Origin of the sequence: Qipengyuania sp. ABI-127-1 (assembly GCA_022953095.1) — a bacterium.
Lineage (GTDB): Bacteria > Pseudomonadota > Alphaproteobacteria > Sphingomonadales > Sphingomonadaceae > Qipengyuania.
On the sequence record JALJCR010000001.1, the window covers coordinates 1,204,600 to 1,218,055 of the forward strand.

Here is a 13,456-nt window from a genome sequence, read left to right on the forward strand (position 1 = left end):
GCGAGCCTAGCGTGCGGCGCGAAGGACAAGCGCGTCGCGCTGCGCGATAAGCCATGCGCGCTCGGCGGAGCCTTCCTGCAAGCCGATCGCCGTGTCATAGGCCTGAATGGCTTCCCGCACGCGCTGGGTATGCGAAAGCAGTTCGGCCCCGACGGCGTGATAGGCGGGCGATCCTTCCAGCGCGGCGCAAGGCAGCTCCTCGAACTCTCTCAGCCCCGCGGCCGCACCTTGGAGCTTACGGATCGCGACGACCCGGTTGAGCCGAATGAAGGCGCTGTCCCTGATCGCGATCATGCGGTCGTATCGCGCGAGGACGCGGTTCCACGGGGCTGGGTCGGACTGTCGGCGCCGCGAGCACCATAGAGCCTGTATATCGGCCTGGAGCGTCCGCAGCGACGCGTCCTGTGCGGTATCGACCTGCCCGTAATAGTCTCTGGCACGTGCGAGCATGGGCCGGTCCCATAGCTGTGGGTCCTGGTCCTCGAGGGGGATCATCTTGCCCGCGGCATCGCGCCGAGCCGGTCGTCGCGCTTCCGAAAACCACAAGGCGGCGGCCAGCGCGTTCACCTGCGCGTTGCCCGGCATGAGCGTGGCCAGAATATCGACCAGTTCGAGCGTCTGGCGGGCAAGCAGTGCTTGCTCGCCATCCGGATCGCTCGATGCGTGCGCTTGCGAATAGGCGATCTCGATCGTGCAGAGCACGGACTCCAGCCGCTCGGCAAAAAAGCGGCTGTCGGGAATTTCGAACATGATCCCGCTGCCGGTGAGTTTCTTCTTGGCGCGTAGCAGCCTTTGGGAAACCGCCGCAGGGCTGAGCAGGCAGGCACGCGAGATATGTTTCGCGCTGAAACCGCAGATGGTCGACAGGGCGAGGGCGACGCGCGAGGCGATGTCGATCGCCGGATGACAGCAGGCGAAGAACAGCGCGAGGCGGCGATCCGGGATCATGCTGCGTTCGCTCACGCTCACCTCCTCGTCAAACGATGCCGCCGCGTCGGCATGTGCGCGCACGACGCGCGAATGGCGCAGGCTGTCGATCGCAATTCTTTGCGCCACGGCATAGAGCCACGCCGCCCAATCCCGCGGCGGCGAGCGAGTGGCGGCGGCGCGCACACATGCTTCCGCAAAAGCGTTTTCGGCCAGTTCGACATTGGCGAAGCGGGCGGAAAGCGCGGCGACGATGTGCAGCCGCTTTGCTCTGACAGTCTCGGCCAGATCGACGCTGTTCGCCAAACCTGCCTTAACCCTCGTCGATACAGGGCCGGATTTCGACCGATCCGTCGCCCGCGAACGGAATGTCCTTGGCGATGGCCATCGCTTCATCGAGCGATGCGACCTCGACAAGGTAGAACCCGCCCAACTGCTCGCGCGCCTCGGCAAAGGGGCCGTCATGGACCATCGTCTCTTCGCCTTTGCGATGCAGTGTCGTCGCGGTTTCAGGGCCGTTCAACCCTTCGCCGCCGACGATGGCGGAGGCATGCGCTTCACCGAAGGCCTCGTGGCGTCGGATGATCTCGTTCCAGCCATCCTCGTCTTTGTAGTTGGCGTGATCTTCATGGATGAGAAGGACGTATTTCATCGTAGGTCTCCTGCGAGCCGAGACCGGGAGCGGCCTCGCCTTCAAGACGAATGGCGATCTAGCATTTCGACAGCGGCGATGAAAATTATTGCAGCGGCCCGGGGGAACGAATGTTTACCCATCCGTCAGGAGGTCGGTCCGTCGGCTGCGGCCGGACCTTTGGGCCTCTCCGCCGCATGGCGCTCGCGCCACTCCGCCATGCGCAGGGCCTTGTAGCGGCGCAGCAATTCCACCCGGCGTGGGCGGAAGCTGGTTTCTCCCGTCTCGAGGCTCTCGATCCGCGCAACTTCGAATGTGCGGTAGTCTTCGCGGAGCAGGCACCAGGCAACCAGCATCAGCGTGGTCGGGCTGTAGGACAGGCCGAGGGGGAAGATTTCGCGCGTGGTGCGGCGGTCCTGCCGGTCGCGATAGGCGATCCGGAGGCTCACCTCGTCCCAGCAGGCCTGGCGCAGCGAATCCAGATCGACCGCGATATCCGGGCGCTCCTTTGCCGGACGCCATGACCGCATGATCGCGTGCATGGCCTGGCGTGCCTGCCGGTCGGGCAGGGTGGCGATAATGCGGGCCAGCGCGTCTCGGCCTGCGCGGGCGAGACACTCGTCGCCCAATTCGTCGAGACTGCCCACGGCCAGCATCAGGGCCTCGGTTTCCAGCCGCGAGAAACTCTGCGGCGGCAGGGCCGGGTCTTCGGTCAGCGTATAGCCATAGCCCGCCGCGCCATCGATCAGCGCGCCGCCTGCGCGCAGGGTGGCGATATCGCGATAGAGCTGGCGCCGCGAGATTTCTGTCTCCGTCGCCAGCCGCTCGGCGGTGACGGGGGAGGGCAGCCGCCGGAGCACGGCGAGCAATCGCATGAGCCGGTCCTGTCGCGCCATCACTACTGCCTCTTTCTGTCAGCAGGGCGGATATATCCCGTGCGACGTGCAATCGAAAGGAGAACCTTATGCCGACCCTATATCATGCGCCCCAATCGCGCTCCGACACAGTCGTGGACCTGATCCGGATGCTGGGCGCAGATGTGGATGTGAAAGAAGTCACCATCCCCCGGCAGGACGGGTCGGGCGTGTCCGATCCGGCCAATCCGCATCCCGAAAAGAAAGTGCCCTATCTGGTCGATGGCGACGAGCATGTGCGCGAGCGCGGGGCAATCATGCTGTATCTGACCGATGCCTATCCGCAGACCGGGCTGGGGCCGCTGCCGGGCGATAGGGGCCGCGGCGCCTATCTGTCCTGGCTATCCTATTATCAGGGCGTGATGGAGCCGCTATTGATCCTCAAATTCGCAGGGCTAGCGCACCCTGCGATCGAAGCGGGGATAGGCACCGAAGCGACCATGCTGGAGCAACTGGCCGCTCCGCTGCGCAAGGGACCGTGGCTGCTAGGCGAAGCATTCAGCGCGGCGGACATGCTGTGCAGTTCCCCGTTCCAATGGTTTTCCGACATGCTGCCCGAACAGGCCGAAATCCGCGACTGGGCCGTGCGCTGCGCCGCGAAAATGCGCGACCCGGAAACCTAGGGACGGTCGCCGATCAGCTTCGCCCGTGTCTGGCGCGATGCGCGTCGAGCACGGGTTTCACGCGGCTCAGCGCTTCGCCTACGAGGTCGGGAAACTGCTCTTGGCCGAGCTCGAATACGGCATTGTGCGCCGCCACGATGCGCTGCGCATCGGCCCAGTCGACCCCCAGTTCGACAGCCCATTCGTAAAAATCATCTGCCGCACCCGTGCGCGGCTCCAGCGCCTTGGCCAGTGTCGGATGGAAGCCTAGTCGCCCGGTGAAGGGTAGCAGCGACAATGGGAAGCCCTTGCGCAGATACACGAAGGTATCGTCGACATGGATCGTCCCGCTCGCACGGTGCAGTGCAAGGATGGAGGAGAAATGGACGTTCTCGTTTTCGGTAACCAGCGCGACGCCGCGCGGGATCGAAAAGGCGAGGTCATCCGCATATTGCTGCATCAGGGCGTCATCTTCGCAGCGGAGCTCCTGCCAGTCGAGATTGGGCGCAATTTCCAGATGACGCGAGGTTCCGTAATGCCTGGCTTGCGGAAACGCCTTTTGCATCCACTCGCAATGGACCGTGTGGAAGGGATGCAGGTTGAGCACCGCCTCGACTCTGCTGCCACCATCGGTCAGCGTATCGACCCGGGCGCGGATGTCGTCATCGAACGCATAGCTGTCGAGAAAAACGAAATTGCCGCTCGCCAGCCGAACCAACGAGCATTGCGTGCCGATATCGAAGAATCCACCTATCCGGAAGCTGCCGCGCACGGTCCAGAACCCGTCGCCCAGATCGATGAAGGCGTCGCTCATTCGAATCCGACGAAACGCGCCGCCTCGTCCACGCCTTTGCGTTCGCTGACAACGGCGTTGGCGGGGAAGCTTTCGTCCGGCCAGCCCATGGCGACCGCCTTCATGATTACCTGATCGTCCGGTATGCCTGCATGTTCGCGCACCACCGGGCTCTGCATGATTCCCTGGCTGTTGATGACGCAGCCCAGTCCACGCGACCAGGCAGCATTAACCAACGCGGTGGTGACCGCGCCGCAGTCGAAAGGTGTGTCGTCGCTGCCCGATAGTTCTTTGTCATAGGTCACGATCACGCAGACCGGTGCATCGAACTGGCGGAACCCGCGCAGCACCCAGTCCTGCCGCTTGTCCTTGTTGTCGCGCTCGATTCCCATCGCGCCGAACAGTTGCTTGGCGACGCCGATCTGGCGTTCGCGGTGGACGCCGGCAAAGGGCTCGCCGCGGCGGAACTCGCGGCTGTCCGGCACACCGGCAAGGATGTTCTCCGTGTTGCCCTTGCGAATGCGGTTGAGCGGCTCGCCGGTGATGACGTGGAAATGCCACGGCTGCGTGTTCATCGAGGTTGGCGAGCGCATCGCCAGCGTGAGGATTTCCTCGATCAGCGCGCGCGGCACCGGCTTGTCGAGATAGCCCCTGATCGAGCGGCGATCCATCACCACCTCTTCATAGGTCATGTCCCGATTGCCGCTCATTCCACTCTCTCCCTTTTCGATGGCGGGAGGCTTAGCGCGCCGACTCGGTGGCGCAAAATCCCTTACGGTATCGCGGGAAGGCAGGTGCCGATCGCGGGGGCGGGGAACAGGCGACAATCGAGAAACACCGCTTCGGCTCCTCCTGCACTTGCGGCGACGAAGCTGAAGCGCAAGTTGCGGCGGGCGCTCTCGGTCAGCGGAAGAGCAGTCGGGACGGCGCTGGCATCGCTCCACCCCTGCACGCGGCAATAGCCGCCGCCGGTGCACAGGCTGCGCGCGCGCTCGACCAGCGCCTGGGGCGAGTCGCCCGGCGCAACGAGAACGAAATGCACGCCCGCGCCCGGCGAAGAAGGGGAAGGGTCGTCATCGCCGGGGCGTGCAACGGTCTCGCGGGTGATGCTGCGCACACTTTCTCCGCTTTGCAGCAGGGTCGGCAGCGGATTGGCACTGGCCACAGCGAGCGCGGTTTGGCGCAGCTTCAACGGATCGGGCTCGCCCCCGTCATAGCGGGCCGACAGGGCGGTACGGCTGCCCCAGAAACCGCGCCAGCGAAAGAAGATATGCGGTCCGACCTGCGCCACCTTGTCGAGCCGGTCGCTCCACCAGGGATAGACGTAGTCGGCATGGAAATGCGTGGCATTGCCGACCGGGGCATGGGTGGCACCGCCGAGCATCTCTTCGGCGCGGGCGCGGGCATTGCGCCATGCGGCATCCGAATAGCGTCGCGCGAGCGAACCGTCGCAGGTAAAACTGAACTGGCAGCCGGTCGGCCGCTGCGAGCCTTCGAAGACCACGCCGCACACAGTCTTTGCGAAGGCGGGGTGCCGCACGCGATTGAGGATCACCTGCATGACCGCGCGCTGGTCGCCATCGTTATTGCCCGCTTCGGCCATACCCGCCAGCGCGAGACAGTCGCGTGCGCGGGTCCTATCGGCACTGCTGGCGCTAAAGGCGAAGGGCGTGGCCTTGCCGGGGCCGACTGCCGCGAAATCGACGGAGGCGTTGCGCGCCTGCGCATCGTCGGCGGAAAGTTGGGACAGGATAATCGTGTCGTCACCCCCGGCAGGCAGGTCGGGAAGGTCGGGCGCTTCCGCCACGATCGCAGGCGGTGACGATTGGTCGGGTGTTGCAGGGACGCTACCGAACAGCGCCAGCGGCACGAACGGCAGCAATATGAGGCCCGCCAGCGCCAGAAAGGGCACCGGATCGCGTCCGGATTGCGCTGTTAGAGCGGGATCGTCCATCCCGGCTATCTAGGCCGAAAATCGCCGCTCGTCAGTCCCTTGTCGGCTGCTCGCGACAAAAGCGCGCAGCTTACGCCGCCTCGGCCAGTTGCAGATCCATCCGGTCCCAGATTTCGACCAGCGCCCCGACCAGATCGTCCATCATCTCCGCCGAGTGGGCGGGGCCGGGGGTAAAGCGCAGACGCTCGGTGCCGCGGGGGACGGTGGGGAAGTTGATCGGCTGGACGTAGACGCCGTATTCGGCGAGCAGGATGTCGCTGATCTTCTTGGCACGCACCGGGTCGCCGACCATCAGCGGGACGATGTGGGTGACGCTGTCCATTACGGGCAGGCCCGCATCGCGCATCTTCTGCTTGAGCATTTCGGCGGCGGCCTGCTGGCCTTCACGCTCGACCGAGGATGCCTTGAGGTGCCGCACCGATGCCAGCACGCCCGCGACCAGGGCAGGGCTGAGCGACGTGGTGAAGATGAAGCCGGGCGCATAGCTGCGAATGCAGTCGACGATTTTCTTGTCCGCCGCGATATAGCCGCCCATTACGCCGAACGCCTTGCCCAGCGTGCCTTCGATGATGTCGATCCGATGCGCGGCTTCGTCGCGTTCGGAAATGCCGCCGCCGCGCGGGCCATACATCCCCACGGCGTGAACCTCGTCGATATAGGTCAGCGCGTTGTATTTCTCGGCGAGGTCGCAGATCGCGTGGATCGGGGCGACGTCGCCATCCATCGAATAAACGCTTTCGAAGGCGATCAGCTTGGGAGTCGCTTCATCTTCGGCTGCCAGCAATTCTTCGAGGTGCTGAAGGTCGTTGTGGCGGAAGACGCGCTTCTCGCAGCCCGAATTGCGGATTCCCGCGATCATGCTGGCGTGGTTCAGCTCGTCGGAAAAGATCACACAGCCCGGCAACAGCTTGGCTACGGTCGACAGCGTTGCGTCGTTCGAGACATAGCCGCTGGTGAACAGCAGCGCGGCATCCTTGCCGTGAAGGTCCGACAGCTCGGCTTCCAGCTCGACGTGGTAATGCGTGTTGCCGCCAATATTGCGCGTGCCGCCACTGCCCGCACCGACATCGTGCAGCGCCTCTTCCATGGCGGTGATGACCTTGGGGTGCTGGCCCATGGCGAGATAGTCGTTCGAGCACCACACGGTGACCGGCTTCGGGCCATTGTGGCCGGCAAAGCAGCGAGCATTGGGGAAGGCGCCTTTGTTGCGCAGGATGTCGATGAAGACGCGATAGCGGCCTTCTTCGTGCAGCCTGGCAATCGCTTCGTCGAAAATCTGGTCGTAGTTCACTGGCGTATTCGCCCGATTCTGCGCCGCCCGTCCACGGCCAACTCTGTCGCTCGCCCTAATCGAAACGGTTGCAAATCGCTACCGCGATCTTTGCGAGCGATTCTCAAGTCAGCAAGCTGGTGGCGGCGGCTCGAAGCCGGGCAGGGGATCGCCCCCGTCCCCATGGACGAATTCGCCGCGGAGGCTCTCGACGAAGCGGGCGAACTCCTCGCGGATCGTGATCCACAAGTCGCGTTCGTCGGGGCACTTCTCTGGAATGGTGCGAAGCAGGACGTCGAGCGCCGCATCCACCAGTCCGAGATACCAGCGCGGGGGAATATGCAGCGAATCGTTGTGGTGCACGATGGCGGTTCCGTGGTCGATGCGCGCGGTCGCCGGGTCTTCGATCCAGGTCAGGAGCAGGTAGAGGCTTTCGGCCACCATCCGTCCTTCGAGCTCGGCCGTGTGACCCAGCCCGTGGTGCTCGAACGAGGCCCGCGCATCGGGATGGCGGGCGTAATAGGCGTCGAGCACCGGGCGTGTGACATCACCGCCAACCTCGGCGAGACGTTCGAGGCTTCGTTGAGCGAGTTCGGAGCGGTCGCGAGTCATGGCAGGTCAGAATTTCTCCAGTCGGTCGATACCACGCTCGGCAAATGCCGGTGCGAGTCTTTCGAAATCCGCCAGCGCGCCGGTAGTGATCGCGCAGTCGCCGGTGCTGCGGGCGAAGGGCTGGCCTTCGGTGAGATGTGCGATCCGCCGCGCGATCCCCTGCGCTCCATGCACGAATTCGACCTCCTTGCCGAAGGCTTCGCGCAATTCTTCCTCGAGCAGCGGGAAATGGGTGCAGGCGAGCACGATGGTGTCGATATCGCTTCCGTGCGTCTGCAGTATGAGGCCTTTCGCCGACTCGGCCACGTCGTCGATGCGCACGCGTTCGCCGCGCAATTTGGCCTCAGCCAACGGGACCAGGCCATTGGCGCCGTGGCGCAGCAGCCGCTTGCCCACCGCAAAGGCATGTTCGAGATCGTCGACATATCTCTGCCGCATCGTCGCTTCGGTGCCGAGCAGGCCGAAAACGCCGGTTTTGGTGAGCGCGGCGGCGGGCTTGATCGCGGGCACGGTGCCAACGATCGGCGTTTCGAGCACATCGCGCACCATGCCGAGCGCGATCGTGCTGGCGGTGTTGCAGGCAATGCAGATCAGGCGCGGCTGGTAACGTTCGGCCATCCGCCCGAGCAGCCCGGCGACGCGCGCCGCGACCTCCGCCTCGCTCTTGGTGCCATAGGGCAGGCCCGCCATGTCGGCGGCGTAGATCACCGGCGCATCGGGCAACACCTTGCGCAATTCGTCCAGCACGGTCAGCCCGCCGATACCGGAATCGAACAGCAGGATGGGGGATGTTGCGTCCAAAGCGGATATTCCGTGCGGCCTTTAGCTTGTCGAAGGGCCGTACTTAACTTTACAGCACAATCAAAGAGGAAGGGCGCGGCCGCGATCGGTCGCCCGGCAGCGGAGGTTCCCGTGGACGCATTTTACGCAGCATTGCTCGGCTATGTGGTCGGATCGATCCCCTTCGGCCTGTTGCTGACCAAGGCAGCGGGCATGGGCGACGTGCGCCAGATCGGTTCGGGCAATATCGGCGCGACCAATGTGCTGCGCACCGGCAATAAGGGGCTCGCCGCCGCTACGCTGGTACTCGATCTCGTCAAGGGACTCGCCCCGGTGGCAATCGCGGGCCAGCTTTGGGGCGAAGTGGCGATGGCCTTTGCCGCCGGTGCCGCGGTGCTCGGCCACTGCTTTCCCGTCTGGCTGGGGTTCAAGGGCGGCAAGGGCGTGGCGACCAATGCGGGCGTTGCCTTCGGCCTCGCCTGGCCGCTGGGGCTGGCTTACGCCTTCATCTGGCTGAGCGTGCTGGCGATCTTCCGCGTCTCCTCGCTCGCCGGGATGGCAGCGGTCGTCGCTGCCGCTGCCGCCGCGCCGCTCTTCGGCTATCCGCAGTTCTTCCCCGTTCTCGCCGCGATCGCACTGCTCATCATCTACCTCCACCGCGCCAATATCGCGCGGCTGATGAAGGGCGAAGAACCCAGGATCGGCGGCTCGAAAGAGTGAGCGACGCGGCGCAGCCCGCGCTGTCGCAGGACGAGGCTTTCGCCCGCATCCGCCTGCTGCGTTCGCCCAATATCGGGCCGGTCAGCTACGCCATGCTGCTGCAGCGCTTCGGCAGCGCCGCCGAGGCGCTGGATGCGCTGCCCGATCTCGGCCAGCGGGGCGGGCGGCAGTATCGCGCTTGCCCCGCCGAAAAGATCGAGCGCGAGATCGAGGCCGTGCGCAAGGCGGGCGCGAAGTACCTGTTTCACGACCAGCCCGGCTATCCCGCGCTGCTCGGCCAGATCGACGGCGCGCCGCCGATCCTGATCTGGCGCGGCGATCTGGCGCTGGCATCGAAACCCTGCGTCGCCATGGTCGGCGCGCGCAACGCCAGTGCCGCCGCGGTCAAGCTGGCGCGCGATTTTGCGCAAGGACTGTCCGAAGCTGGTTTCACCGTGGTTTCCGGCCTGGCGCGCGGGATCGATGGCGCGGCGCATGAGGGGGCTTTCCCCACGACTATCGGGGTCATCGCCAGCGGCATCGACATCGCCTATCCCCCGCAGCATGCCGAGTTGCAGGAGCGGATCGCGGAGGACGGCCTGCTGCTCGCCGAACAGCCGCCGGGCACCGAACCGCGCGGCAGCCACTTCCCCAGCCGCAATCGGATCATCGCCGGGCTCGCGGGCGGAACGCTGGTGGTGGAGGCCGCGGTCAAGTCGGGCAGCCTGATCACCGCGCGGCTGGCGGGGGAGGCGGGGCGCGAGGTCATGGCCATCCCCGGCAGCCCGCTGGAGCCGCGCAGCCATGGCTGCAACCACTTGATCCGCGAAGGCGCGGTGCTGGTGCAGACGCCCGAAGAAGTGTCCGAGCTGCTGTCGACCTTCGACGGCGAGCCCCGATCCACTTTTCGCGAACCGTCACCGGCCTTCGATTTCGAGCCCGGCGAGTTGGCAGAGACCGACCCGGCCGACATTGTCGGCCTTTTGACAAGCGCGCCGGTGGCGGTCGACGAGATCATCCGCCAGTCGGGCGCCGATGCCAGCGCCGTGCACCTTGCGCTGCTCGAACTCGAGATCGCCGGACGGCTCGAGCGGCATGCGGGCGCCCGGGTCAGCCTCTCGCTCTGATCGCGGCGAAATTGACGCGTTCATGCAAGCGCGATTCGAACAGGCGTCCTATGGTGAAGCCACTTGGTGACCGATTCGGCCATCACGATTTTCCGGATTGAACAGCGGGCACCCCCCAACGGCGCTCGCGACGGGTCGCCCGTGTACCTCCTAGGCCGGGCGACCCGTTCCGTTTTTTGGCGCTTGACGTCATTCGGGACCGGTCCCCATTTTCGCGCGTATACGCACGTACACACGTAAGGGACCGTAATTACCCCCATGCAACTGGTTATCGTCGAATCGCCCGCGAAGGCGAAGACCATCGAGAAATACCTTGGCAAGGACTTCAAGGTTCTGGCCAGCTACGGCCATGTCCGCGACCTGCCGCCCAAGGATGGCAGTGTGCGCCCCGACGAAGGTTTCGCGATGGATTGGGAACTCTATCGGGACAAGCAGAAGCGGTTCAAGGAAATCGCCGACAATGCGAAGATGGCCGACCGTCTGATTCTCGCGACCGACCCCGATCGCGAGGGCGAGGCGATTTCCTGGCACGTGCGCGAATTGCTGGCCAAGCGCAAGGCGCTGCCCAAGGATGTCGAGCGCGTGACCTTCAACGCGATCACCAAACGGGCAGTGACCGACGCGATGAAGGCGCCGCGCGATCTCGACCAGGATTTGATCGACGCCTATCTCGCCCGCCGCGCGCTCGACTATCTTTATGGCTTCACGCTGTCTCCGGTGCTGTGGCGCCGCCTGCCGGGCGCCAAGAGTGCCGGCCGTGTGCAGTCGGTCGCGCTGCGTCTGATCGTCGATCGCGAGATCGAGATCGAGAACTTCCGCGCCGACGAATATTGGTCGGTCATCGCGAAGTTGCAGCATGACGGCACCGAATTCGACGCGCGGCTGGTCAAATATGACGGCAAGAAACTGGAAAAGCTCACCCTCGGGAACGAGGGCAGCGCCATGGCCGCCAAGAATGCGGTCGAGGCGGCGAACTTCACGGTCGAGGAAGTCGAAACCAAGCCTTTCAAGCGCAATCCGGCTCCGCCGTTCACCACCTCCACCTTGCAACAGGAAGCCGCCCGTAAGCTCGGCTTCTCAGCCAGCCATACCATGCGCTGCGCGCAGTCGCTCTACGAAGCGGGCGCGATCACCTATATGCGTACCGATGGCGTGAGTATGGATGGCGGCGCGATTGCCGATTGCCGCAAGGCGGTGGCCGATCGGTATGGCGGCCATGCGCTCCCCGATTCCCCGCGCATGTACAAGTCGAAGGCCAAGAACGCACAGGAAGCGCACGAGGCGATCCGACCGACCAACTTCAATCAGGACCGCGCCGGATCGGGCGATGAAGGCAAGCTCTACGACCTGATCTACAAGCGCGCGATGGCCAGCCAGATGGCCGCGGCCAGCCTCGAACGCACCAGCGTTACCCTGCGCGACGCGACCGGCCAGCACGAGCTTCGCGCGACCGGCCAGGTGGTCAAGTATCCGGGCTTCCTCGCGGTTTATCAGGAAGGTCGTGACGATGCGGAGGACGACGAAGACGGCCTGCTGCCCACGATCGCGAAGGGTGATAGTCCGCTCAAGAAAAGCGTCGATGCCAACCAGCATTTCACCCAGCCGCCGCCGCGCTTTTCCGAAGCCAGTTTGGTCAAGCGGCTCGAAGAGCTCGGCATCGGTCGCCCCTCGACCTATGCCAGCACCATCCAGACTTTGCGCGACCGCGCCTATGTGCGGATGGAAAAGAACCGCTTCTTCGCGGAAGAAAGCGGGCGCCTGCTAACGGCCTTTCTCGAACGCTTCTTCCCGCAATATGTCGCTTTCGATTACACGGCCGGGCTGGAGGACGAGCTCGACACGGTGTCCGACGGGCGCGAGGACTGGAAGAAGCTGCTCGAAGCCTTCTGGCGCGATTTCAAGCCCAAGACCGAAGAGGTAATGGAGAAGAAGCCGTCGGAAGTGACCGAGGTGCTCGACGATTTCCTTGGCGATTACCTCTTCCCCGAACGCGCCGATGGCAAGGATCCGCGCCATTGCCCGCTATGCGAAACCGAAGGGCGCGACGGCGGCAGGCTGGCGCTGCGCGGTGGTCGCTACGGTGCCTTCGTCGCCTGTGCGAATTATCCCGAGTGCAAATACACCCGCCAGTTCGCCAAGCCGGGCGGTTCCGACGGCGATGACGGCGCGGATGACGGCGTCATGGGCGAGGATCCGGAAACCGGCCTGCCGGTGGAGCGCAAGAGCGGCCGCTTCGGCCCCTATGTCCAGCTTGGCGAGGGCAAGGAGGCCAAGCGCGCGAGCATTCCGAAGGACCTCGACGATTTCGATCTCGAATGGGCCTTGAAGCTATTGAGCCTGCCGCGCATCGTTGGCGCGCATCCGGAAACCGGCAAGGAAATCGAAGCCGCGATAGGGCGTTACGGCCCCTATCTGCGCCACGATGGGAAGTACGGCAAGCTCACCTCTACCCGCGAAGTCTTCGAGGTCGGCATGAACCGTGCGGTCGATATTCTCGCCCAGGCCGCCAATCGCAAGGGCGGCGGGCGCGGCAAGGCCGAACCGATCAAAACGCTGGGCGAGCACCCCACATCAGGCGGCGAAATCAAGGTGATGCCGGGTCGCTACGGCCCCTATGTCACCGATGGCACGACCAATGCGACGATCCCCAAGGATGTGAAACCCGAGGATGTGACCGAGGCACAGGCGATCGAGCTGATCGATGCACGTGCCGCGAAGGGACCGGCAAAGAAAAGGAAGGCCGCGCCGAAGAAAAAGGCCGCCGCGAAAAAGAAGCCTGCGGCAAAGAAGCCCGCAGCGAAGAAGAAGCCTGCCGCGAAGAAGGCGGCGGGCTGATGGCCAAGGAACGGTTCGAACGCCACAAGCAGCCCTGGACCGGAGAGGAAGCGGGCCAACTGCGCACGCTTGCCGGAAAGGGGCAGGGTCTGAAGCAAATCGCCAAGGCGCTGGGGCGGAGCGAGGAATCGACCAAGGATTTCGCCAAGAAGAATAAGATCAAAATTGCGAAGAAACGGTAGGCACGCTGCATTTTCCCGCAACCGAGGCTGACTGGCGGCGCGGCATGTTCAAGTCCGTTTCGAGTCCATCGGCTGCGGCGGCGAAAGTGAAGCCTACTGCGTGAGGTGGGTGTGGTTGAAGGTTCCTGGC

14 protein-coding genes are annotated in these 13,456 nt (G+C 64.6%); 5 read left to right on the plus strand and 9 right to left on the minus strand.

The window, feature by feature from the left end:
- Positions 1 to 6: 6 nt before the first annotated feature.
- The 3 genes from MUY37_RS05905 to MUY37_RS05915 all read right to left on the minus strand — a co-directional run bounded on the left by MUY37_RS05905 (position 7) and on the right by MUY37_RS05915 (position 2,454).
- Complete coding sequence (locus MUY37_RS05905; RefSeq protein ID WP_499194450.1) at positions 7 to 1,233, minus strand: RNA polymerase sigma factor; 1,227 nt, start codon at positions 1,231 to 1,233, stop codon at positions 7 to 9.
- 7 nt (positions 1,234 to 1,240) lie between these two features.
- A complete protein-coding gene (locus MUY37_RS05910; protein ID WP_499194451.1) occupies positions 1,241 to 1,579 on the minus strand; it encodes a YciI family protein in 339 nt (112 codons plus the stop codon).
- Between the two features lie 125 nt (positions 1,580 to 1,704).
- Positions 1,705 to 2,454: a helix-turn-helix transcriptional regulator gene (locus tag MUY37_RS05915; protein WP_499195119.1), complete on the minus strand. Its 750-nt coding sequence runs from the start codon at positions 2,452 to 2,454 to the stop codon at positions 1,705 to 1,707.
- Positions 2,455 to 2,522: 68 nt separating this feature from the next.
- Here MUY37_RS05915 and MUY37_RS05920 point away from each other — a divergent pair, with 68 nt between their 5' ends.
- A complete protein-coding gene (locus MUY37_RS05920; RefSeq protein WP_499194452.1) occupies positions 2,523 to 3,095 on the plus strand; it encodes a glutathione S-transferase family protein in 573 nt (190 codons plus the stop codon).
- A 13-nt stretch (positions 3,096 to 3,108) separates the two neighbouring features.
- Here the strand turns inward: MUY37_RS05920 and MUY37_RS05925 are convergent, their stop codons facing one another.
- From MUY37_RS05925 to murI, 6 genes are all read right to left on the minus strand, one after another.
- Positions 3,109 to 3,888, minus strand: coding sequence for a hypothetical protein (locus tag MUY37_RS05925; RefSeq protein WP_499194453.1), 780 nt, complete (start codon positions 3,886 to 3,888; stop codon positions 3,109 to 3,111).
- Entirely contained in the window at positions 3,885 to 4,577 is a 693-nt protein-coding gene (locus MUY37_RS05930; protein WP_499194454.1) for a nitroreductase, read from the minus strand. The genes MUY37_RS05925 and MUY37_RS05930 overlap by 4 nt, the downstream gene beginning before the upstream one ends.
- Before the next feature lie 62 nt (positions 4,578 to 4,639).
- On the minus strand, positions 4,640 to 5,821 hold the full coding sequence (locus MUY37_RS05935) for a cell wall hydrolase (protein ID WP_499194455.1): 1,182 nt from the start codon (positions 5,819 to 5,821) through the stop codon (positions 4,640 to 4,642).
- 70 nt (positions 5,822 to 5,891) lie between these two features.
- Positions 5,892 to 7,112 (minus strand): 5-aminolevulinate synthase, encoded by a 1,221-nt coding sequence (gene hemA, locus MUY37_RS05940; RefSeq protein WP_499194456.1) that lies wholly within the window; start codon positions 7,110 to 7,112, stop codon positions 5,892 to 5,894.
- A gap of 108 nt (positions 7,113 to 7,220) precedes the next feature.
- The gene (locus tag MUY37_RS05945) at positions 7,221 to 7,703 is read right to left on the minus strand and encodes a hypothetical protein (protein ID WP_499194457.1); all 483 of its coding nucleotides are present in this window, start codon (positions 7,701 to 7,703) and stop codon (positions 7,221 to 7,223) included.
- A 6-nt stretch (positions 7,704 to 7,709) separates the two neighbouring features.
- Entirely contained in the window at positions 7,710 to 8,504 is a 795-nt protein-coding gene (murI, locus tag MUY37_RS05950) for a glutamate racemase (RefSeq protein WP_499194458.1), read from the minus strand.
- Positions 8,505 to 8,615: 111 nt separating this feature from the next.
- On the opposite strand from murI, the gene plsY reads away from it, so the two are divergent.
- The 4 genes from plsY to MUY37_RS05970 all read left to right on the plus strand — a co-directional run bounded on the left by plsY (position 8,616) and on the right by MUY37_RS05970 (position 13,326).
- Positions 8,616 to 9,203 (plus strand): glycerol-3-phosphate 1-O-acyltransferase PlsY, encoded by a 588-nt coding sequence (plsY, locus tag MUY37_RS05955; RefSeq protein WP_115417941.1) that lies wholly within the window; start codon positions 8,616 to 8,618, stop codon positions 9,201 to 9,203.
- A complete protein-coding gene (dprA, locus tag MUY37_RS05960; RefSeq protein ID WP_499194459.1) occupies positions 9,200 to 10,309 on the plus strand; it encodes a DNA-processing protein DprA in 1,110 nt (369 codons plus the stop codon). The genes plsY and dprA overlap by 4 nt, the downstream gene beginning before the upstream one ends.
- 258 nt (positions 10,310 to 10,567) lie before the next feature.
- The gene (gene topA, locus MUY37_RS05965; RefSeq protein ID WP_499194460.1) at positions 10,568 to 13,144 is read left to right on the plus strand and encodes a type I DNA topoisomerase; all 2,577 of its coding nucleotides are present in this window, start codon (positions 10,568 to 10,570) and stop codon (positions 13,142 to 13,144) included.
- The gene (locus MUY37_RS05970; protein ID WP_236924441.1) at positions 13,144 to 13,326 is read left to right on the plus strand and encodes a hypothetical protein; all 183 of its coding nucleotides are present in this window, start codon (positions 13,144 to 13,146) and stop codon (positions 13,324 to 13,326) included. Before topA ends, MUY37_RS05970 begins: the two co-directional genes overlap by 1 nt.
- Positions 13,327 to 13,456: the final 130 nt, after the last annotated feature.